The sequence below is a fragment of the Streptomyces sp. NPDC017991 genome (assembly GCF_044328075.1).
Lineage (GTDB): Bacteria > Actinomycetota > Actinomycetes > Streptomycetales > Streptomycetaceae > Streptomyces.
Genome location: NZ_JBIRGP010000008.1, coordinates 322667 through 345622, shown reverse-complemented (window position 1 = coordinate 345622; position 22956 = coordinate 322667). Strand labels below are relative to the sequence as shown.

General features: G+C 72.3%; 14 protein-coding genes. 6 read left to right on the top strand and 8 right to left on the bottom strand.

The window, feature by feature from the left end:
- Positions 1 to 3: 3 nt before the first annotated feature.
- The 8 genes from ACH4DZ_RS24670 to eccD form a co-directional block, all read right to left on the bottom strand.
- Positions 4 to 345, bottom strand: a complete 342-nt coding sequence (locus tag ACH4DZ_RS24670; protein ID WP_398289470.1) for a hypothetical protein — start codon at positions 343 to 345, stop codon at positions 4 to 6.
- 81 nt (positions 346 to 426) lie between these two features.
- Positions 427 to 867 (bottom strand): YbaB/EbfC family DNA-binding protein, encoded by a 441-nt coding sequence (locus tag ACH4DZ_RS24665; RefSeq protein WP_398289469.1) that lies wholly within the window; start codon positions 865 to 867, stop codon positions 427 to 429.
- Positions 868 to 940: 73 nt separating this feature from the next.
- A complete protein-coding gene (locus ACH4DZ_RS24660; RefSeq protein ID WP_398289468.1) occupies positions 941 to 3619 on the bottom strand; it encodes an AAWKG family protein in 2679 nt (892 codons plus the stop codon).
- Positions 3620 to 3649: 30 nt separating this feature from the next.
- Positions 3650 to 4084, bottom strand: a complete 435-nt coding sequence (locus tag ACH4DZ_RS24655; RefSeq protein ID WP_398289467.1) for a type VII secretion system-associated protein — start codon at positions 4082 to 4084, stop codon at positions 3650 to 3652.
- A gap of 104 nt (positions 4085 to 4188) precedes the next feature.
- Complete coding sequence (locus ACH4DZ_RS24650; protein ID WP_398289466.1) at positions 4189 to 4494, bottom strand: WXG100 family type VII secretion target; 306 nt, start codon at positions 4492 to 4494, stop codon at positions 4189 to 4191.
- A 75-nt stretch (positions 4495 to 4569) separates the two neighbouring features.
- A complete protein-coding gene (locus ACH4DZ_RS24645) occupies positions 4570 to 4914 on the bottom strand; it encodes a hypothetical protein (RefSeq protein WP_398289465.1) in 345 nt (114 codons plus the stop codon).
- 141 nt (positions 4915 to 5055) lie between these two features.
- The gene (gene eccB / locus ACH4DZ_RS24640) at positions 5056 to 6561 is read right to left on the bottom strand and encodes a type VII secretion protein EccB (protein WP_398289464.1); all 1506 of its coding nucleotides are present in this window, start codon (positions 6559 to 6561) and stop codon (positions 5056 to 5058) included.
- A 176-nt stretch (positions 6562 to 6737) separates the two neighbouring features.
- Complete coding sequence (eccD, locus tag ACH4DZ_RS24635; RefSeq protein WP_398289463.1) at positions 6738 to 8138, bottom strand: type VII secretion integral membrane protein EccD; 1401 nt, start codon at positions 8136 to 8138, stop codon at positions 6738 to 6740.
- 548 nt (positions 8139 to 8686) lie between these two features.
- Between eccD and eccCa the strand changes: the two genes are divergently transcribed.
- From eccCa to ACH4DZ_RS24605, 6 genes are all read left to right on the top strand, one after another.
- On the top strand, positions 8687 to 12664 hold the full coding sequence (gene eccCa / locus ACH4DZ_RS24630) for a type VII secretion protein EccCa (protein WP_398289462.1): 3978 nt from the start codon (positions 8687 to 8689) through the stop codon (positions 12662 to 12664).
- A 332-nt stretch (positions 12665 to 12996) separates the two neighbouring features.
- On the top strand, positions 12997 to 16080 hold the full coding sequence (locus ACH4DZ_RS24625; RefSeq protein WP_398289461.1) for an AfsR/SARP family transcriptional regulator: 3084 nt from the start codon (positions 12997 to 12999) through the stop codon (positions 16078 to 16080).
- Positions 16077 to 17009, top strand: a complete 933-nt coding sequence (locus ACH4DZ_RS24620; protein WP_398289459.1) for an alpha/beta fold hydrolase — start codon at positions 16077 to 16079, stop codon at positions 17007 to 17009. The genes ACH4DZ_RS24625 and ACH4DZ_RS24620 overlap by 4 nt, the downstream gene beginning before the upstream one ends.
- A gap of 160 nt (positions 17010 to 17169) precedes the next feature.
- Positions 17170 to 18453 carry a ricin-type beta-trefoil lectin domain protein gene (locus tag ACH4DZ_RS24615; RefSeq protein ID WP_398289458.1) on the top strand — a complete coding sequence of 428 codons (1284 nt, stop codon included), beginning with the start codon at positions 17170 to 17172 and terminating at the stop codon, positions 18451 to 18453.
- Positions 18454 to 18482: 29 nt separating this feature from the next.
- Positions 18483 to 21341: a BTAD domain-containing putative transcriptional regulator gene (locus tag ACH4DZ_RS24610; protein ID WP_398289457.1), complete on the top strand. Its 2859-nt coding sequence runs from the start codon at positions 18483 to 18485 to the stop codon at positions 21339 to 21341.
- Between the two features lie 217 nt (positions 21342 to 21558).
- On the top strand, positions 21559 to 22860 hold the full coding sequence (locus ACH4DZ_RS24605) for a S8 family serine peptidase (protein ID WP_398289456.1): 1302 nt from the start codon (positions 21559 to 21561) through the stop codon (positions 22858 to 22860).
- Positions 22861 to 22956: the final 96 nt, after the last annotated feature.

The following is a 22956-nucleotide window of genomic DNA, read 5'->3' as shown; positions in this document are numbered from 1 at the left end:
GACTCAGTGCCTGCCGTCGTACGCCGCCTGTGCGTCCACGATGCCGTCGACAGCCTCCGTCCGGGCCTTCTCGACGTGTCGTGCCGACCCCGCCGTGTTGTCGACCACCGCCACGATGGCGTCGGTGATCTGCCGCCCCGAGTTCAGCGTCCGCTTGTACGTCGTCCTGATCTGCGGGCCCACCTGCTGGGCGTAGTCGTCGTCCTGGCCGGCCCAGCCGCTGAGCGCGGACCTGTGGTGGGCGAGGTCGTTGACCAGGGCGTGCGCGTGTTCCGCGATGTTCGCCAGGACCTCCGCGCCTCTGCGGGTCAGGTTCGGGTCGGCTTCGAACGAGCTGTGGGACATGCTTCCTCCGGGTCGGGCTGGTGCCGAGGGGACGTCCGGTGCCCGCGCGGGACCGGTCTGCCGAGTACTGCGGCGGGCACCTCAGGCGGTGTCCTCCACGATCTCGTCACGCAGTCGACCGCCCGGGTTCTTTCTGGGGCCGGCCCCGCCTTCGCCGACCATCGAACCGAACAGGCCGTCCCAGTCGATCTCCGCGCCGGGCACCCCGCCGACCTGGGGCACGCTCTCGGAGATCGGACGGTAGGTGTCGAGCACCTGGCGAGCCATGAGGGAGCGCGCCCGGCCGATCGTCTCCAGGAGTACGGAGGCCAACTGTGCCGGAGCCATGGACCGGTACTTGCCGTCGTGGAACCGCATCGCCGTCACTTCGCCCTGCGCTCCGACCGTGACCTCCACGGAGCGGTCCTTCGCCATGACGACGACGGACGCCTGCCGCAGTGTCCGCTCGGCGCCGGCGAGGGCGGCCCTGGTGGTCTCCAGCGCTTCCATCGCCTTGGCCAGTCGCTCTTCGACGGGTTCCATGACTGCGTCTCCTTCTCTCGCGCTCTCGTGTTTCGCGTCGGTACGGGGGCCTGCTGGGCTTCGCCCGATCGCCTCAGTCGTCCCGGCCGAGGACCGCCGGAGCCGCGGCCACGTCGGTGCCCCAGACCTCCTCGTCCTCGGCGAGCCAGGTGGTGCGGTTGCGGTCCTCGCTCTGGGTGGACTGACCGCCCGGTGCGCCGCCCGCGCCCATGGGCATGAACGGCATGCCGGAGCTGGTGGTGGTCCTGGCGGTGGCCTGGTCGGCGACGGCGGCGGTCCTGGCGCCGGTACGGGAGGTTCCGGTGACGGCGCTGTCGGTGTCGGCGTATCCCGAGCGGACGCGTTCGGCCGCCGCGGTCATCTCCCCGTTCAGCCCGCCCGTTCTGGAGGCGGCGGCCAGGGCACCGGGGTTGACGCTCGCGGGGGAGGTGGGACCGGCGTCGGTGGTGGCCGTCCCGCCGAGCGCGCCGGCGAGCGAGGACGTGTAGGGGACGTCGTCGTAGAGGAAGTCGCCGTCCGTGGCCGAGTCGGTGCCACTGCCGAGCAGACTGTTCGGAGTGGACGTCGAGGACGTGTAGGACGGTGACGACAGATCGGAGGAGCCGTTCAGGCCGCTCACGGTGGTGCCCGTGTCGCCGGGGTTCAGGGACGAGGTGTCGATCGTGCTGCCGTCGGCCATGTCGACCGTGTAGGTGCCGTCCGGGTCGAGGGTGCTGACCAGGCCGTCCGGGTAGGTGGTGGTGATGCTGCCGTCCGCGTCGACGGTGGTGACGCTGCCGTCCGCGTTGGTCAGGGTCTCCCCGGGCCGCAACTGCCCCTGGTTGAGCTGCCCGTTGGCGCTGGTCGTGGTGTACGAGCCGTCCGGGTCGACGGTGCTCCGGCCGCCGTCGTCGTACGTGGTGGTCACGGAGCCGTCCGCGTTCTGCACGGAGGTGCTGCCGTCGGCGTCGACGAGGGTGCTCAGGCCGTCCGGGTCGGTCGTGAGGGTGCTGCCGTCCGGGTACGTGGTGACCTCGGTGCCGTCCGGCCTGGTCGTCGTCGTGCTGCCGTCGGGGTTGGTGACGGTGATGCTGCCGTCCGGGTCGACCTTGGTGGTTCCGGTGTTCGTGGTGCCGAGGCCGCCGTTGAGGGCACTGTTGAGCAGTGAGGTGTAGGCCGGTGACGTGCCGAGGCCGGAGTCGGTGGTCAGGGAGCCGGTACCGTCGCCGGTGACGCCGTCGGGCAGCGGACTCCCGGTATCCAGGCCGCCGTTGAGGTCGCTGTTCGCGCCGGCGCCGGAGAACACGTCGTTCAGGGCGTCGTTGGTCGAGGACGCCACGTCGTTCAGGGCGTCGTCGGTGGAGGAGGCCACGTCGTTCAGCGCGTCGTTCTGCCCGTTGAGGGCGTCGTTGGTGGACGAGGCGATGTCGTTCAGCGCGCTGTTGACCGACGCGTTCTGGTTGCCGAACATGTTGGCGATGTCGTTGACGTCGAAGTTCGAGCCGCTGGTGTCGTCACTCGTGCTGCTCGTGCTGGTGAGACTGGCGGGGGGCGCCTCTTCGAAGCCGTAGGAGGGGTCCCAGTCGGAGTTGAGCAGTTGCGACCAGGTGGCGCTCAAGGTGGTCTGCGCGGTCTCGGCGGCCGGGTCGAGGTTCGCCGTGATGTTGTTCGTCCAGCGGGCGACGGCCTCCTGGGCGACCTTCGCCCAGGAGTTGGGGTCGGTGAGCGGACCGTAGGCGGGGACGTTCTCCTTGAACCCCTCCAGCAGGTCGTACGAGTAGTTCGCGCCGCCGTAGGCCGTACCGTAGTGGGCCTCCTTGGTGACGACCTTGGCGGCGTTGTTGGTGTCGATCCACTGTCTGAGTTCGTTGAGGACGTCCGTGATGACGGCCTCCGGGTTCCAGTGGGCGGCCGGGGTGGTGGCGGAGCCGTCGGGGGCCTTTCCGGCGACCGGTCCGTTCTGGTCGCCCCGCCACTTGTCGTGGGCGTCCTTGAGCGTCTTGACGGCCTTGCCCAGGGCCTGTTCGGCGAGGATCAGGCCGTTGCCCTGGAAGGTCCTGCTGACGTAGCCGTCCACCACGCTGGCGGCCGAGGTGGTGAAGTTCCGGGGCGCGAACTGCTCGTGGTAGTGCTTGTACTGCTTGCGGAGCGTGTCGAGGAGGTTGACGAAGACACCCGCCGCGTTCCCCTGCCATGCCGCGTTGTCCCGCCCCATGGCGTTCACCCAGCCCTCAAGGCGCTCCTCGTGCTCCCGGAAGAAGAGTTCGGCGCGATCGAGGGACTTGGCACGGTAGGAGAAGGTGCCCAGATCGACGGCGTCGGCCTCGGGCACCGTCAGCCCGTCGAAGGAGAAGCCGGTGGTCTTCCACGGTGCGGCGGAGAGCTGGGTGAGGGCGGAGCCGACGCCGAGGGAGTACTTGTTGAAGTTGGTGCCGGCCACGCCCTCGCCGCGCTGCCACGGATAGCCGATCCGCACGACGTACAGGTCCAGGTTCCTGGCGTTCTCCATGGGGCCGCCGTCACCGGTCCCGGCGAAGAAGAGCACGGAGGTGAGTCCCGCCCCGGCCAGGTTCTGGGCCACGGTGGTCGCGTTGGTCTTCCCCACGTTCGAGATGGTGACGGAGATCCAGGGCATGTCGACGGCGCTGTCCTCGCCCGCGCCGCCGCGGTTGCCCTTTCCCTGCAGATCGGTCGTGACCGAGGCCCGGGTCGGAACCTTGTACCCGGTCGCCAGGTAGACCGTCTGCTCCCAGGGTCCGCTCTCTTCTGCCATCGTGGGTGACTCCTGATATGTGCGACGCGGTCAGAGGGTGGTGGTGCTGCCGCCGAGGTCCTGGCCGACGTCGGCCAGGGCGGAGATGAACCGACTGCCGTTGATGGACTGCAGCGACGCTCCGGAGGTGTTCAGCAGCGTCGTCACGGTGTCCCTCAGGTCCATGTCCATGTCGCCGAAGAGCTTCTGCTGCTTCACGAAGACCCCGTCGACGGTGTCGGCCAGCGAGACCAGGTTGGTGCGCAGGGCGTCGCCGTGGACGGTGCCGGCAGCGCCCATGGGGCCGATGGCGAGCTGCTTGTTCGGGGTGGCGCTCAGGGCCGAGTAGAGGGTGAACAACGCCTCGACCGGCGGCTCGTCGGAGGTGTCGTGCCGCATCTTCCTGATGTCGCCGAGGAAGGTCTGCAGTTCGTTGTCGGCGAACTGCGTCACGGATCCTGCGTCGAGATGGGTGAGGTCTGCCATGGCTCCTCCGTAACTGATCGGTGCGTCTGCCCGGGGCGTCGGGCGGGGGCGTCGGGCGGGGGTGCGGGTGCCGGGCCTGCCCCCGGGAGGTCCGGCCGGGCCGCTCAGGACAGTTCGCTCCACATCTGGGCGAGACTGTTCTCGGTCTGCCGGTAGTTGTCGGACACGTTGCCGAGCAGGGCGGCGTGGGACATGAGCAGCTGCTCCATGTTGGTCACCGCGCTGTTCCACGCGGCCTGGGCGGTGCCGTACGCCAGCGCGTCCTGCCCCTGCCAGGTCGTCTTGAGCTCGTTGAGCTCACCCTCCAGGTTGTCGAGCGTGGTCTCGATCGCCCGGGTCTGCTGGATCATGTCCTCCACGCCCTGGTCGACGTGGTTGTACTCGACGTGGATCACACCGTCGGCGCTCATGGGAACTCCTTGTGTCGTGAAGTCGTGAAGTCTTGAAGTCGGGTTGCCGGGTGCCCGGAGGGGCGGATCGGCGGATCAGCGGGACAGCTGGTTGAAGACCGAGTCGGAGGCGTTCTGCGAGGTGCGCACCATCTCGGTGTTCTTCGACTGCGTGCCGGTCTGCGCGTGCATGGTCTGGTTGAGGTTGTCGATCAGGCCCTGCAGCTTGTTCAGGATGATCTGCGCCTGCTCGTCCCACTGCCGCAGCAGTTTCTGGAACTCGCGGCCGTCCTCGGACGCGGCGCTGTAACTGGTCGCCAGGGCGCCCGCCGTGGTGTCCACGTCGGTCTTGCAGCGCTGGATGGCCTGATGGGCGGTGGTGAGGGCGTTGATGCCCAGTTGGGTCGACGCCCTGGACGACTGCTGGAGCGGAGTGGCCATGTGTGTTCCTCATTTCCTTGAGCGGACGGCTTGAGCGGACGGCTTGAAGCGGACGGCTTGAGCGGATGCCTTCGGTGGGTCTCCGTGGGACGTACCGGTGTCCGAACGGCCGGTTCGGTTCGCCCGGGCGGCAACAGGGGGTCAGTTCGTGGCCGGTGCCTTCTCGGCGCCGCGTTTCGATGTGCCGGCCTCGCAGCCGCCGACGGCGGTGCTGTGCGCGGGGGCGCTGCCGGACGCCGCGGCGGGGTCCAGATCGGGTCCGGTCGGAAGCATCGCCAGGACGGCGGCCGGCAGACCCGCCGGCTCCGTGCCGTCGTATCCCAGGGCCGCGATCGAGTCGTCGGAGACCATGCGGTACTTCACTCCCGCCTCGGTCACCAGGTAGGTGGTGTCGCCCAGTTGTCCGCCGGACGCGCTGAGGGCACGTACCACGGATCCGGCGCCGGGGCGTACGGCGATGGCGTCCACCGGGGAGCAGGCCGGCTGCACCGCGTCCGTGGCCGCGGCGGGCGCGGCGGACAGGCTGGACACCGTCGAGACACTGGTGACCGGACCCTTCTTGCCGGGCCGGATACTCGCGCACAGGTTCTGCCGTTGCTCCGGTTCGACCAGCCGAGGGGGCCCGGACGGCCATGCCAGCGACGTGCCGGGCGTTGTTCCGGACGGCGCGAGGTGGTCGTCCACGGTGTCGGTGGCCAGTGCCACCGGGGCCGGCCGCTTCCCCGCGTAGCTGTTCTCGCGGGTCCGCGGGTCGCCCAGGACGAGCGCCGCTTCCGTGCCGCTCACCGGTACCAGGCCTCGCGCGGCCAACAGGTAGTACCGCACCGGCGAATCCGGCACCCGCACGGTGAACACCTGCCCGGTACGGGTGGACCGCCCGTCGAGGGTGGGCCCGGCGGCGCCTCGGCCCGGAACGTCCACGGGTGACAGTTCAGGTCCCAGAGGCAGGGTGTTGAGGAACTCGGCGGAGACCGGGCGGGGGGTCGCGTCACCGTAGCCGAGGGCACGGTCGGCACCGTGCTGGATGTCCACAGGCAGGCGCCGGCCGCGCCAGATCAGATAGCGGTCCCCGTCGGGGGCGGCCACCAGCAGGGCTTCCCGGGTGGTCAGCCCGTCGCTGACGGCCGGCCGGGAGCCGATGACCAGCGCGGTGGTGGCCGACGGTGTGCCCTTGGCGCCGTTGACCAGCCCCGAACACACCAGCCAGGGGCCCGAGTTCACGTCACCGGCAGCCGGCAGGTCGTCCGGAGCGCCGGGAATGCCGACCGCCTCGCCGTGCGGGGTGCCGCGCAGGGAGGCGCCCGAGACCAGCTTCGTGGACAGGTCGGCTCCGCCGATCAGCCGTGCGGAGGCGTAGTTGAGGATCGGGCGAAGAGTGCCGTCCTGGTACATGTAGCGGGTTCCGGTGTCCTTGCGGACGATGACGGCCCCGGCGCTCTTCCAGGAGTCGTCGCCGCCCGGCGACATCAGCCCGAACAGCACGCAGCCCGCCGCCGCCAGGGCGCCCAGCAACAGACCCCAGGCCGCGCCCCGGCTGGTCCTGCCCGCCGGGCTGTCCGGGGCGTCCGGATCGGTGAGCAGCATGCCGGAGGTGAGGCGGCTCATCATGAAGACGTGGGCTTCGACCTGGTCCCTCTTGGACTGCATCGGCTCCTCCTCTCGCTGATCTCTCGATGGCTCGGACCGGCCGAGCGGTTCTGTCGTGCGTACGTGCGTACGTGCGTATGTCCGTATGACTGACCTGCTGACCTGCTGACCTGCTGTCGGTTGTCCGGTGCCCGATGTCCGAACGGCTCGGCCCTCGCCCTCGTACGGGCCGCCGGTCAGCCGAAGACCCCGCGCATGCGGCCGTAGACGCCGAGGATCCACAGCACCAGCGGCAGCAGGGCGATGGCCGCCGCCGAGTGCAGGAGTTCCGCGGCCCGGCCCCAGTGGGGGACCAGGCGGCGGCCGGGCAGGGCCCAGCAGAGCACTGCCAGGACGGCTGCCGCGGCCGACAGGAGCACGACGAGCAGCAGCCTGTCGTGGGTACCGGAGCGCACGGCGAGCGCGGTCACCAGCACGCCCGCACCCCAGAGGCCCGGGAACAGCACCGCCACCCGCTGCCAGATGTTGCCGACGCCTCGGCTGTGCAGGACGAGCAGCAGGGCGAGCACCGCGGTGGTGACCCGGGCGGGCGTGCTGGGTTCGGGGGCCAGGGCCGTGAGGGCACCGGCACAGATGACGCCGACCGCCGCGTACAGCACGGTCATCCACGCCTCGGCGCGGACGGTACGGGTGACGAGGCGCTCGCCGGGTTCCGGGTCGATTCCCTGCTGCAGTTCCCCGGCGTTGGTCGGCAGCGGCGGCATGCGCAGTCCTGCCAGCCAGAACGAGAAGGCCGGCACGAAGGCGCCGAGCAGCACCGTGCACACCGCGACGAGAGCCGCGGCGTGGGCGGCAGTCAGGTCGAAGAGCACCATGAGGAGTGCGGCGAGCCAGACCGCCGTCGCGACCATGGCCGAGGCCAGGAAGAAGCGGGCCGGACCCGAGATGAGGATCAGGGCGAGGCCGGCCCCGGCCGCCCAGGCGGCTGCCGCGGACAGCAGCCGGCCGCCCGCCGCGCCAGGCCCGGAGCCGTCGTCGGCACTGAGCGTCGGCAGCAGCCAGCCCGTCAGCGCCAGACACGGACCGGCCGTCAGGGCGAGGGCCGAGGCCGTGCCGTTGTCGGCCATGGCGCGGCTGGCCGCACCCGCGCCCGCCGTCAGCAGCAGTCCGAGCAGGGCCGCCGTGACCGCGCGGAGCGCGACCGGGCCGCCCGGCAGTGCCAGGACCAGCAGGGCGAGCGCCACGGTCGACACGAGCAGGGTGCGCAGCAGCCACCGGGTCGCGGACTGCGACCACTGGTGCGGGCGCTCGCGCAGAGTGCTCGCCATGCCGTCCACCACGTCGTCGAAGTGCGCTTCGGGCAGTGCCTCGACGCGGGGGCGCAGATGCAGTGTGTCGCCGTCGCGCAGACCGAGGGACTGCGCGGTGGCCTCCAGGTCGAGCGGCGCGCCCCCGAGGCGCTGAAGCACCCAACCCCCGTGTTCCAGGCCCAGTTCCTCCATCTCCTGGCCCGCATAACCGGTCACGATGGGGAGCAGGTCGGCGAACGGGATGTCCACGGGCACAGCGAGGTCCACAGACCCCTCGGAGGTCCGTACGGTCACCCGGCACAGGCCGGCCACCGAACTGTCGGTCACGCTGGTACTGCCTCTCTTCTTTGAACGGGGGATGCGACGGGCGGTTTGAAAGACCCCTACGGTCCGGCGGGGCGCTCGGCGGTCACACGGATCACCGTGGACACCGCCCCTACGCGCCCGGAGGCACGGCGAGCAGCCGGTCAGTGCCCCGCTGCCGCTCCGTAGAGGGCGATCGTAGGGCGAGGCCTGTGCCGGAAAACTGACCGCGCGGCAGCCGTCGGCGCCCGCCCGGGCCCTGCGGAACACAGCGGAACGCCCCGCGCACCGACCGTGATCGCAGGGGCGTACCGGCGCAGCGGCACGGCCCGGCCCTTTGTGCGCGGGCATTCTTTGCGCACTGGTGCGCGCCTACGATCGCGGCGAGGGGTGCGGGGTTTCCCTGCCGGGAGCGACGCCACGGGGATCCGTCACAAGGATCCGACGGGCGACCGCCGACCGGGCGGCGAGTGCCCAGGCCCCAGCGGGCACGGCCGAGCCGGGGTCCGTGCCGGCCCGGCGATCCCGTCGCGCGAGGCGAACCGCCGGATTCCCCGAAGGAGCCCCGTCCCATGTCCGTGGAACTCTTCCGCAGGCCTGCCCGCCGCCGCGGTCCCGACATGCCTCAGGGCGAACTCACGCTCCAGGAGCCGCCCACGCTGGCGGAGGCACAGGCGGACGCCTCGGCGGTCTGGACGTTCCTGCCGATGGGCATGATGTCCGCGTCGATGCTGGTGATGTTCCTCAGACCCGGCGAGAACACGGTCATGAGCTACATCGCCATGGGCATGATGATGATGTCCATGGTGGCCATGGTGGTCGGCCAGGTCATGCGCAGCCGCGGTGAGCGCAAGCGCCGTACGAAGGGTGAACGGCGCGACTACCTACGGTACTTGGGACAGGTGCGCCGCAAGGTACGGCGGGCGGTCACCGAGCAGCGGCAGGCGCTGGTCTGGCGGCATCCCGACCCGACGGTGCTGTGGTCGATGGTGCGCACCACCCGGCTGTGGGAACGCCGCCCCGCCGACGACGACTTCGCCGAGGTCCGGATCGCCGTGGGCGACCAGCGGCTCGGCGTCCGGCTGAGCCCGATGTCCACCAAGCCGGTCGAGGACCTGGAACCGCTGAGCGCACACGCGCTGCGCCGGTTCATCCGCGCGTACTCCGTCATTCCCGACCAGCCGGTGGGCATCGCACTGCGGGCCTGGTCGAAGGTGCTGATCCGCGGCGACGAGGAACAGATCAGGTCGGCCGGGCGTGCCGTGGTCGCGCAGCTCGCGGTCTTCCACGCGCCGGAGGACGTGTGGGTGGCGCTGTGCGTGTCCGACGAGAGGCGCGGGGAGTGGGAGTGGCTGAAGTGGCTGCCGCACGCCCATCACCGCAGCGACCGCGACGGCGCGGGACCGGTCCGTCTCGTGGCCCCGTCGGCCACCGAACTGGACAACCTGCTCGGTGCCGAGTTCCAGGAGCGTCCCGCCTTCGACCCGGACGCTCTGCCGGGCCGCGAGGAGCCGTTCACGGTCGTCGTGGTGGACGGCGGCCGTGTACCGCCCGGGCACCGCCTGGACGGTCAGGGGTTCCGCAACGCCGTCGTCCTGGATCTGAGCGGCGCGCTGACCTGGCGCCCCGGACGCACCAACCTGCGGCTGGACCTCACGGACCGCGCGCTGCACGTGGTGCGCACCGACCGCAGCCGCCAGGAGCAGACCACCGTGCTCGGCCGACCGGACCGGATGGGGCCGGCGACCGCCCGCGCGCTGGCCGCGCTGCTGGCCCCGTACCGGATGAGCCTGACCACCGACAGCGCCGAGCCGCTCTCGTCGGACATCCAGCTGACCTCCCTGCTCGGCATCCCCGACCTGCACCGGTACGATCCGGCCGGCTACTGGGCGGCCCGGACCTCCGCGGCCGACCGGCTACGGGTCCCGATCGCGGTCGGCGCCGACGGCGCGCCCGTCGAACTGGACATCAAGGAGTCCGCGCAGGGCGGCATGGGCCCGCACGGCATGCTCATCGGCGCCACCGGCTCCGGCAAGAGCGAGCTGCTGCGCACCCTGGTCCTCGGTCTGGCGCTGACACACTCGTCGGAGACGCTGAACTTCATCCTCGTCGACTTCAAGGGCGGCGCCACCTTCCTGGGGCTGGACGAACTGCCGCACACCTCCGCCGTCATCACCAACCTGGCCGACGAGGTCGCGCTCGTCTCCCGTATGCAGGACGCCCTGCACGGTGAGCTGATACGCCGTCAGGAACTGCTGCGAGCGGCCGGCAACTACACCTCGGCCCTGGAGTACGAGCGGGCGCGGGCCGCCGGCACCCCCCTCGAACCACTGCCCAGTCTCTTCGTGGTCGTGGACGAGTTCAGTGAACTTCTCGCCGCGCACGCCGAGTTCGTGGACCTGTTCGTCATGATCGGCCGCCTCGGCAGATCCCTGGGCGTACATCTGCTGCTCGCCTCGCAGCGTCTGGACGAGGGCCGGATGCACCAGTTGGAGAGTCATCTGTCCTACCGGATCGGCCTGCGGACCTTCTCGGCGATGGAGAGCCGCGGAGTGCTGGGCGTGCCCGACGCCTACCACCTCCCCTCGCAACCGGGCAGCGGCTACCTCAAGAGCGGGGTGGAGGCGCTCACCCGGTTCAGGGCCGCCTACGTCTCCGGCGCCTACCGGCGTCGGCGGGGCGCGCTGGCCCCGGCACAGGTGGCCGAGCAGGTCGCACCGTGGAGCGTCGGGTGGGTGGCGCCCCGTCAACTGCCCGACCCCGCACCGGAACCGGAGCGGAGTGCGGAGGAGGAGGCACAGGCGCAGAGCCTGCTCGCCACCGCCGTGGACCGGCTGCGCGACTCCGGCCCGCCCGCCCGCCAGGTGTGGCTGCCGCCGCTGGACCTGCCGCCGACGCTGGACCAGTTGCTGCCACCGGTCACGGTCGACGCCGTGCGCGGGCTGACCGTCGAGGCCGCCACGACCGGCCCCGGGGCGATGGTCCCGGGGGCGCTGCGGGTCCCGGTGGGCATCGTGGACCGGCCGTTCGAGCAACGGCGCGACCCGCTGCTGGTCGACCTGTCCGGGGCGGGCGGCCACGTGGCCATCGCCGGCGGCCCGCAGAGCGGCAAGTCGACGCTCCTGCGCACCCTGATCACCTCTCTCGCCGTCACCCACACACCACGTGAAGTGCAGTTCTACTGCCTGGACTTCGGCGGAGGCAGCCTCACCGCGCTCGCCGGACTGCCCCACATGGGCGGCGTCGCGGCGCACGTCGACAGCGAGCGGATAGGCCGTACGGTCGCCGCGGTGGCGTCGGTGCTCGCCGAGCGGGAGCGGTTCTTCCTGGAGCAGAACATCGACTCCATGGCCACCTATCGCAAGCGGCGCGCCGCCGGGGAGTTCCCCCAGGAGCCCTACGGTGACGTCTTCCTGGTCGTCGACGGATGGGGAACCCTCCGGCAGGACTTCCTGGAGCACGTCACCACCCTGTCCCAGTTCGCCCAGCGCGGCCTGAACTACGGCGTGCACCTCATCGTCACCACAGCCCGCTGGGTGGAGCTCGCCGCGCAGGTGAGGGACCAGGTGGGTACGCGCCTGGAGCTGAAGATGGGCGATCCGATGGAGTCGGTGATCGACATCCGGCGTGCCCGAACGGTCCCTCGGATCGCCGGCCGCGGCCTGACCGCCGAGACGAAACTGCACTACCTCGGCGCACTGCCCCGCCTCGACGGCGCCCAGCGCCAGGAGGACCTGGCCGACGGCGTGCGCGAGCTGGTCCGGAGCATCGCCGAGCACTGGCACGGTCCCGCGGCCCCGGCCGTGAAGATGCTCCCCGTCCGGCTGTCCGCGACGGGTCTTCCCGCGCCGGAGGGGGACCTGCGGATCGCGCTGGGCCTGGAGGAGGAGAAGCTCGGCCCTGCCTGGCACGACTTCGCCGACCATCCCCACCTGGTCGTCGTCGGGGACTCCGAGACCGGCAAGACCAACCTTCTGCGGCTGGTCGCCAAGGGCATCACCGAGCGGTACAGCCCCGACGAGGCGCGGGTCCTGGTCGTCGACTACCGCCGGGAGCTCGTCGAGGCCGTCCCCGAGGAGTACCGGCTCGGCCACGCGGTCTCCATCGACCAGCTCCGCGACATGGCGGACGGCGCCGCCCGGGCCCTGCGGTCCCGTATGCCCGGTTCGGACATCGCCCCTTCCCGTATGCGGCAGCGCGACTGGTGGCAGGGGCCGTCCGTGTTCGTCCTGGTCGACGACTACGACCTGATCGGCGCCCCGCTCGGGCGGAGCCCCTTCGAGCCTCTGCTCGACTTCCTCGCCCTCGGGTACGAGGTCGGCTTCCACCTGGTGGTGACCCGCTCGGCGGCCGGTGCCGGGCGAGGGCTGGGGGATCAGGTGCTGCGTCGCATGCTGGAGGTCAACACACCCGCTCTGCTGCTCTCCTGCCCGCCCTCCGAGGGATACCTCTTCGGAAGCGTGAAGCCGCGTGTCCTCGTACCGGGCCGGGCCCTGCGCATCACCCGGCGCAAGACGGTCCAGATCCAGACGGGCCTGCTGGAGGACTGAGGCGGTGCGGCGCGGCGCCGCACCGCCGCGGGCGGGAATGCGGACCGGCCGGAAGTCACGGATGGCGGGATGTGGACCGGCAGCGTGCCGTGATGTCGTTCCACGGCATGCGCCAAGTCGTTGCCAAGTCGGTCTTCGGCGCCCCGAGACCGTCTCCGGCCGGTCCCCGATGTCCAGGGACCGACAGCGGTGCGAAGGCCCTGCCTCCTGGGCGCCATGCGGTCGCCAAGGCCATCCCAAGACGGCTTCCCTAGGGTCCCCGACGTAACTGATGAACTTGGTGCGGTCGGTCGTGGGACGACGTCGGTGCCGGAGAGTACTGAGGCGGCGCGATGTCGGCGGAAGCGGTACACGAAGGACGGCGGGGACTGTGGCTCACCGTACTGGGCCCGGTCGGCGCCTGGCGTGACGGAGCTCTTCTGGAACCGGGGCCTCCGCAACAGCGTGCGCTGCTGGCCCTGCTGCTCGCCCGCCCCGGGCAGCCGATGGAGGTCGAGCAGATCGTCGACGCGCTGTGGGACGACGAACCACCCGCCAGCGCACGGACGTTGGTCTACCGCTACATCGGTCTGCTGCGCAGGATCCTGGAGCCGGATCTCGGTCCCCGTGAGTCCGGGCGCCGGCTGCTGCGCGGGGCCGGCGGCTACCGCATCGACGCCGACCCCCGCACGCTCGATCTGCTGCGCTTTCGACAACTGGTCGGCGAGGCGCGGCTCGCTCGCGACGGCGGGTGCCCGGAGGACAGCACACAGGCGTACGTGGCGGCGCTGGCCCTGTGGCAGGGCCGTGTCGCCGACGGCGTCCACCCCCTCGTGCGGATCCATCCGATACTCACCGCGCTGGACCGTGAGCGGCACGGCGTGGTCAAGGAGGCGGCCGATGTCGCCCTGCGCTGCGGGCGAGGCGGTGAACTGCTCGCGGCACTGCGCCGGTGCGCCGACGAACGCCCGCTGGACGAGCCGCTGCACGCTCGGCTGCTGGGGGCCCTGACGTCGACCGGTCGTGCTCAGGAGGCGCTACGCACGTACGGCGCCGTCCGGGCGCGGCTGGCGGACGAACTCGGCATCGGACCGGGGCCCGAGTTGCGGACCGCCGCCCGGCAGATCCTGGGCACACCCGTCGTTGCGGCGCCCGCCGGAAACGGTCGGTGCGAGGACCCGGTCACCGCGGACCGGGCGGGACCGTCCGCGGGGAGCTTCCCGGTACCGGCCCAACTCCCGCCGGACCTGCCGGTGTTCGTCGGCAGGCAACGGGAGATGGCCCTGATGCCCAGTGCGGACGACCTCCGCGGCCGGCGCGCGGTCGTCGCTGTCAACGGACCGCCCGGCGTGGGCAAGACAGCCTTCGCCCGACGCTGGTCCCGGCGTGCCCGCTCCGGCTTCCCCGACGGGCAGCTCCACGCCGATCTGCGCGGCTCCGCACAGACCGGGCCGCCCGCCGAGCCCGGCGCGGTACTCGGGAACTTCCTCCGGTCCTTGGGGATTCCGGCGGGCGAGGCACCCGAGGCCGATCAGCGCCGGCGCTACCGCGAGGCACTCGCGGGACGCCGCGTCCTGGTGGTCCTGGACGACGCCCGGGACGCCGCGCAGGTGGCGGACCTGCTGCCCGCAACTCCCGGCTGCCTGGCCGTCATCACCAGTCGGGGCCCGCTGCCGGAACTGGCGGACAGCGCACAGCACACCAGCTTCCTGGCCCTGGAACCCTTCTCCGCCGACGAGGCCCGCGACTGCGTGGCGGCCCGTGTCGGCCAGGCCAGGGTCACCGGCGACGAGGGCTCCGTCGCGGTGATCACGGCGCTGACCGGTGGACTGCCCCTCGCCGTGGCCGCCGCGACAGCCCGGCTGGCGGGCCGGCCGGAGTTCTCGCTGAACGCTCTCGCCGCCGATCTCGGGGAGGGCGAGCTGAACCTGAACGCCCTCCCCGGGCTCCGGGCGGCCTTCGACGCTTCCTACCGGATGCTGTCACCCGATGCCGCACGGCTGTTCCGGCTGCTGGGCCTGCACCCGGGCGAGACGGCCTCGGCGCCCCTCGCCGCGAGCATGGCCGGCGTGCCGTTGCGACGAGTTCGCCCACTGCTCGGGGAACTCGTACGCGTCGGGCTCGTCACCGAACGACCGGAGGACCGGTACGAGTGGGTGCGGCCGGCGCGGGTGTACGCACGCGAACGTGCGCGCGCCGGGGAGCGCGACGCAGCGAACACCGACCCGCGCAGTTCCGAGCCCGACACGCCCAACACGCCCAACACGCCCGACACGTCCAACGCGCCCAACACGTGTGAGACGTACGAGACTTCGGCACCTGCGGCACCCGTCACTTCCGGCAACACTCCCGGCTCCGCCGCGCGGCAGGACATGCGCCGCCTGCTCGACCACGTCCTGCACACCGCCCACGGCGCGATACGGGTGCTGTCCCCGAACAGCCCCGCCCTCACCCTGTCGGCTCCGGCTTCCGGCGTGGCCGCGGGCGACCACGAAGGCGTGCCGCAGGCACTGGCCTGGATCGGTGCGGAGCGCGCGACACTCGCCCGGATGGTGCGGACGGCCGCCCAGGACGGGTTCGACCGGCACGCCTGGCAGCTCGCCTGGGCCCTCGAACGCCTCATGGAACAGCGGGAGTTGCTCCACGACGACGTCCGGTGCCGACAAGCGGCACTGGACGCCGCCCGGCGGCTCGGTGACCCGGTCGCCCTCGCCCACTCGCATCGCGCCCTCGGCCGTCCGGAGGGGCGCCCGCACCGACCCCATGAGGCGCACGGTCACCTGCGCCGCGCACTGGACCTGTTCGACGAGATGAGCGACCCGGCAGGCCTGGCGCGGACACACGGGGAACTCGGCCGGCTGCACGAGCGGCAGGGGCACCACGTCCATGCCCTGCACCACCGGCAGGAGGCCCTGGAACGGTACCGGGAGGCCGGTGACCGGGTGGGCCAGTCCGGCGCCCTGCGGGATCTCGGACGGACGCACGACCTGCTGGGCCGGCCCCGCCAGGCGCTTGCCCGTACGCACCAGGCCCACGAGCCACTGCGGGGCCTGGCCGAACCCCACGCCCAGGCGGCGGTCTGGTGCGCCCTCGCCCGCTGCCACGGCAGGCTGGGCAACCACCGCCGCGCCCTGGCCGAGTACCAGCGCGCCCTTGAGCTGTACCGGGCGGCCGGCGACCCGCACCTGGAAGCCCGCGTCCTCGTCCGGCTCGGTGACGCCCACCGGGACGCCGGGGACGCGACGGCGGCCCGTAGCGCCTGGCAGCGGGCGCTGGCCGTGCGGGACAGCATGCACCACGCGGTGGCAGGCGTGAGCCTGTCCGCCGACCCGATCAGGGACCGACTGCGCACCCTCGCCGCTGCCACCCACCGTTCGTCGGCGTCGAGGCCGGACCCGCGGCCCGTGCTGCGCGTCCTGCGCGGGACACGGACATGAGACAGCTGCCGGACGACAGCAGCCGACTCTTCCGCGGCAGCCGACTCTTCCACACCGTGGAGGGTGAGGGACCCTCGACCGTGCTCCTCGTCCACGGCGAGGCCGGCGACTCGGACGACTGGGCACCGCAGCTGGAGGCCCTCGGCGCCCGGCACCGTCTGATCGCTCCCGACCTGCCCGGTCACGGCCGTTCCCCGGCCGCCCGGCACGGGCACACGCCACGGGACCTCGCCGACGACCTCGCGGGGCTTCTCGCGGCCCTCGACACCCCCTCCGTGATCGCCGTGGGACATGGGGCGGGCGCCGTGATCGCCTCGGTGCTCGCCGTCGAACGACCCGATCTGGTAAGGGCGTTGGTGGCGGTCAATCCCCGCTACGGCCTGCACCCGCAGCACGCCGCGGCGATGGCGGCGGCGGTCCGGGTGCCCGATCCCGCCGCGGCGCTGGCCCGGTCGCTGGCCGCGGAGGAGGGCGGGGCCGCCGGGGAGCCCACGGGCTGGCTGCCCGCCTGGCACCGGCGCCGGGCGCTCACCACGGACGGCGACGTCCTCGTACGTATGCTGACCGCCCTGTATCACCCGTCGACCGGGCCCGCGGTGCGGCCCGTCGCCGACGCCTACCTGTCCCGCCGGACCTGTCCCGTTCTGACCGTCTGCTCACGCCGCTGGGCCGAGGCCAGGAACACCGGACCCGACTGGGACCGGTCGGTCGGCTCTCACCCCGCCGGCGATTCGGTCCTCTGGGACGGCGTGGGCCACTGGCCGCACCAAGAACGGTTCGACGACTTCAACGCGTTCGTGCTCGACTGGACCGGCGGGCTGCCCGCCACCGGAGCCGGCGCGGATCCTTCCGCCCGTCAACCGGACGAGGTGCTCGACGGGTTCGACCGGCTCGACCGAGGTCAGTTTCCAGTCACTCGGCCGCCCTAGGCTTGCCCGGTCGGGCGGCCCCGGACCTGCTCAAGGGCGCGCGCTCCGGTACGTCCGGGAGCTGATGCGACGGCCCGACGATCTTGCACACGACCACCGCCGCACCTCACCCGAGATGGTGCGAGCGCCACCGATTCACACGCGATCCAGGAGGGTGGACATGACGCGCTGGGAAACACCCCGCCCCAGGTCCGGAACCTCGTCCACGTCCACGTCCACGTCCACGTCCACGTCCACGTCCACGTCCGCGGGCGCCGCAGGGGCCACCGCCGCCGTGGCGGAGGAGGAGCGCCGGGAGCTGCCCGAGAGCGGCGGCATCGTCCCGGTACCCGGAGAGACCGGCAACGTCCCGGCACCCGGTGACACCGGCGAGGGAACGCTCGCCGGACCGGCCACCCTCCGGCGGGCCCGCGTCTTCGCCCGGCTCATCCCGTCCGCCGAGCCGGCGGCGGTTCAGGTCCCGGCCGTCACGGGGGAGGACGGCACCCCGGACGCCGAGGGCGGCGATGTCCGGGAGGGCACCGACCGGAGCGGACAGGCGAGCACGAGCACGCGTGCCGAGGGCGGCGAGGGCACGGCGACGGCGACCGCCGTCGTCTCTCCTCCCGACGACGACAGCACCGACTCCACCGCCCGAACCGTCTCCAAGCAGACCGTCATCGGAGCCTCCCTGCTCGCCCTGCTGGTCGCCGGAACCTCCTTCCTGCTCCTCGGCCGCGGTGACGAACGGACACCACAGGGACAGCGGTCGGCCGAGGGGGAGTACACCCAGGACGGGGAGCGCACCGGGGCCGTACCCGGCGCGGCCCCGTCCGGGACCGCCGCGGCACGGCCGCGGAGCAGCACGGCCGCCGCGTCCGCACGCGGTGACAAGGCCGCCGGTAAGGGGAAGAACGGCACGGACGCCACCCCGTCCGGCCGCGCGAAGGCGAAGGGCTCGTCCTCGACCGGGGCGGACAAGTCCGGGGCAGGCACGAAAAACGGCAAGCCGGCCGCATCCGCCGCCGCCGCGGACTCCTCGGAGACCGTCACCAAGAGCGGCTCCGGGACCACCACACTGGCGGTCACGTCCCTGGTCGGCTCCGCGTCCGGCCGCTGCATCGACGTCACGGACGGCACGGCCTCGGCCGGTACCCCGCTCCAGATCTGGGACTGCACCGGCGCCGACTGGCAACAGTGGACGCTCCGTTCGGACGGTACGGTGCGCGCCCTCGGCCTGTGCATGAGTGTCGCCGGGGCCTCGGTCGACGACGGTGCCGCCATCCAGCTCGCGAAGTGCACCGGTGGCGCGGCGCAGCGCTTCAGCCTCAACTCGGCCGGGGACCTGGTCAACAAGAAGGCGGACAAGTGTGTCGACGTCCGTGACCGGGAGACCGGCAACGGTGCCCGGCTGCAACTCTGGTCGTGCGAGGGGGCCGAGAACCAGAAGTGGTACGAGGGGTAGCGGATACGGTCCGGCAGGAGACCGAACGCATGAGTGACGACCTGCCCGCCCTGCGCCTGTCGGTGCTGGGCCCGGTGCGCGGCTGGCTGGCGGGCACCGAACTCGACCTCGGGCCGCCGCAGCAGCGGGCCACGCTGGCCGTACTCCTGGTGCGCGCGAAGCGTCCCGTGCCGGTCGGGGACATCGTGGACGTGCTCTGGGGCCAGGACGCCCCGCCGAGCGCCGCCAACGTGATCCACCGCCATGTCGGCATGCTGCGCCGTCTCTTCGAGCCTGGGCTGTCGAACCGCGCCGAGGGACAGCGCCTCGTACGGGGCAGCGCCGGATACCGGTTGCGGGTCGGCGTCGACGACGTGGATCTGAGCCGTTTCCGTCACCTGCGGGAGGGGGCCCGCGAGGCGGACGGTGCCGGCGGGCCGGAGGAGACGGTGAGACGACTGGCCGAGGCACTGTCGCTGTGGCAGGGTCCGGTCGCCGCCGGGATCCCGCTCACCGCACGAAGCCACCGGGTCTTCACGGCGCTGGACCGTGAGTACCTGACCACCGTACGAGAGGCCGCCGAGACCGCCCTGCGGCACGGGGTACCGCGGTACGTCGTTCCCGTACTCGAACGGTGCGCGGCGCGTTACCCGGTCGACGAACGGGTCCACGCCGATCTGGCCCTCGCGCTGGCCGCCACCGGTCACCAGGCCGAGGCCCTGGACGTGTGCCGGATCGTGAGGACTCGCCTCGCCGAGGAGCTGGGGGTGACCCCGGGACCGGAACTGCGCGCCGCTCACTCGCGTGTGCTCGAAGGAGGCGGACCGGCCCGCGTCGTCACGCGCCCACGCGAGGACACGTCCGCGACGGCACCGCCGGGCAGGGGTCTCACGCGACGCCCCCAAGATGAGCAGGAGCAGGAGCAGGAGCAGAGGCCGGAGCGGGAGCAGGAGCAGAGGCCGGAGCGGGAGCAGGAGCAGCGGCCGGAGCCGCTCCGCGGTTCCGCGGAGCAACTGCCTTCCGCCTCCGCCTCCTTCGTGGGCCGGTCGGCCGAGACGGCGCTGTTGCTGGCCCTCGCCGACGACACAAGGTCGAGGCATCGGACGTCAGCCGTCGGAGTGCTCTGCGGTCCTGCCGGAATAGGCAAGACGGCATTGGCGGCGGAGGTCGCCCACCGGCTCCGGGATCGCTTCCCCGACGGCCGATTCCATGTCGCGCTGCGCGGCTTCGACACGTCCGGGCCGCCCCTCACGCCGGTCGAGGGGATGCGCCGCCTGCTGCACGCGTTGGGCGCCCCGGTGTCACAACTCCCCGAAGACGTCGAGGACGTGGACGCCCACACCGGCCTGTACCGCAGCCTGACCGCCGGACGTCGCATCCTGCTGGTGCTCGACGACGCCCACGACGCCGCACAGGTGCGGCCGCTGCTGCCCGCGGCTGCCGGCAGTCTGACCCTGGTGACCAGCCGCCGCCAACTGTCGAGCCTGGTCACCGAGGAGGCGGCCCGCCGCGTCGTCCTGGCACCGCTGGCACCCGAGGAGTCACGGGCGTTCCTGCGCGGCCGGATCCGCTCGGAAGGGCTTGGCGTCGGGCCAGAGGCGGTCGAGGAACTCGTCGCTCATTGCGCCGGGTCGCCAGGAGCGTTGAGTCTCGCGACCGGGCGGGACCTCGTCCGCCGGGACCTCGTCCCCTCGCAGGACGTCCTCCCCTCGCAGGACGTCCGAACCGACCGGCCGGCCCTCTCATCGGCGGGTGGTCCGGAAGCGGTCCACGGCGCCGTCGATCGTCCTCCGCACGCGCTGACCCCCTCCTACCGCGCGCTCGGTACCGGGGCGGCCCGGCTGTTCCGGCTGCTGGCGCTGTACCGCGGGACCGAGATCGATGCCGAAGTCGCGGCCTCCCTCTGCGGGGTGGAGCGGCGACGAGCCCGCGTACTTCTGGACGAACTCGCCGACCTGCACCTGGTGACCGAAGAGACGATGGGCCGCTTCACCCTGCCCGCCACCGAACGCCGTTACGCTGCAACGGTTCTGCGCGAGGAGGAGAGCGCTCCGGCGCGTGGCGAGGCAGTGCGCCGACTGCTCGCGCACCTCCTGGCCACCGCGAGGGCCGTCTCCCGGACGCTGGAGCGGCCCGAGTCCCCGCCACGGCTCGGTACCGAACCGGCCCTCGATGTCCTTCCCGACGCCGGTGCGGCCTGGCGGTGGTACCTGGCAGAACGGCGAGGACTTGTCGAGGCCGTCCGTCAGGCCACGCGCGAACCGGCCTTTCCCGCCTGGCAGTTCGTCGAGGCACTGGAACCCATGTGGCACCGCGCCGGTCACTGGAGTGCGTGGTCGGCGGCGGCCCAGGAAGCAGACGAGGCCGCGCGGCGGGCGGGCGACCTGCCCGGAGTGGCCCGCACCCGGCACAGCCTCGGCCGCGTACACGCTCTCCTCGGTCGGCAGGAGGAGGCACTGACCGCTCTGCGGGAGGCGTTGGACCTGTTCACGGCCTGCGGTGACCTGCGCGGTGCGGCTCGCGTACACCGCGACCTGGCGGTCCGGGACGACGAACAGGGACATCACGAAGGCTCACTGCGCCATGCCCGCTCGGCCCGGGAACTGTACGAGAGGGCGGGCGACCGGCGAGGTGAGGCGCACGCGTCGTACGAGGTGGGCCGCGCCCACGAGCGGCTCGGCGCCGTCGACGAGGCCATGAGCTGCTACGACCGGTCCGCCCGGCTGAACAGAGAACTGGACGACCCACTCGGCGAGGCCACCGCCTGGGATGCCTTGGGCGACGTACACCGGCGTCAGGGCTACGGCGATCAGGCCCGCGCCTGCTACGAGAGAGCCTCGACCCTGCTCACCGAACACGATCCTGCCGCAGCGCGACACGTCGACACGAAACTGGGCCTTCTGGGCTGAACCGAGCTGCCCTGGAACAGCTGTGACCGGACTGGACCCACCGCGTCCCACCCCGACCCGTCCCACCCCGACCCGTCCCACCCGGACCCGACCCCGACCGGACCCGACAGGTGTAGTCGCCTCGAACGCCTCAGCCTCAGCCTCAGCCTCAGCCGACGGTCACTGATCCGAACCCTGGCGTCCCCCGACCACGAGCCCCGAGAGAGAAGACCAAGTTATGTTCGCCCCCCGGCTCGCCCGGCCCGCTCCCGGGACCTGTCGACTCGCCACGCTCCCGCACGTCCCGCGGTCCCTGCCCATCGCGCTGTGCGCCGCGCTCCTCACGATCTGTCCTGTCCCGGTCGCAAAGGCGATCACCCCGTCACCCAGAGCACCCACCGGAGCCCTCGGTTCGGGCGAGACCGTCAGGCTCCCCGTCATACCCGGCACGCTCGATCCAGGCGCCTCCTGCACCAAGGAGTCGCCGACGGTCATGAAGGTCACCCCCTGGACGCACGACGTGCTCGAACTGTCCGAGGCGAGGAAGTACGGGCAGGGCGACGGCGTCACGGTGGCGGTCGTCGATACCGGTGTGGTGCCGGAGGCGCGGGCCCTCAAAGGGCGCGTCACCGTTGTGGGGGATGCGGGGGAGGACTGCGTGGGCCACGGCAGTTTCGTGGCCGGGCTGATCGCGGCATCGGCCGGCGACAGCACCGGGGCCGACCTCGGAGGCATGGCGCCCCACGCACGTGTCCTCGCCGTCCGCGGCACGGACGCCTACGGCCGCACCGACGCGGACCGGGTCGCCGCAGGTATCCGCGAGGCGGCGCAGGCGAGGGCCCAGGTGATCGCGGTCCCGCTGGCGTTGTCCAAGAAGAGCCGGGCCCTCACCTCGGCCGTCCGGTACGCGACCACGCGCGACTGCCTCGTGGTCGCGGCAGCCGCGCCGGACACCGGCCCGGGGGACGGCACCGCGACGCCGGCCGCCGGCCCCGGCACCTACTGGCCCGCCGCCGCCGAGGACGTGCTCTCCGTCCTCGACTTCGGCCCGGACGGCACCCGCCCCGAGGGGGCGGCCGAGCCCGCGGGCGCCGACCTGGCAGCACCGGGTGACAAGGTCGTCGGCACCGGTCCGCGCGGGCGGGGGACGTTCACCGGCAGCGGGCCGTCCTTCGCGACCGCCTTCGTCGCCGGCGCCGCCGCCCTCGTACGCTCCCGAGAACCGCGGCTGACCGCACAGGAGGCCGCGCGCAGGCTCACTCTTACCGCCTACCCGGCGGACGCACCCCGCCTGGACGTCTACGCGGCCCTGACCTCCGTACCGCACGGACAGTCGTCCGCGGCGCCCCGGCCCGCTTCGCCTCGGCCGGTGGTGCTGTCCCTGTCGGACGGCACGGGAGCCATGCGCATCGCCGTGTCCGTGGTGGCGAGCAGCTTGGTCCTGCTCCTCGCCGCGGTCGCGGTACGAGGGACGGTCCGAGGACGCAGGCGTCGGCACGAAGCGTCGACGGAAGACCCAACTCCCATGCACATGCCGTGAGTTACGAGGAATCGTGCGACGGGCGTCGGCACGGTGTTCCCGGACGGCGGCACCTGGATCGACCGGACCACCAGCTGCCCCTCCCGGGTCTTGCCG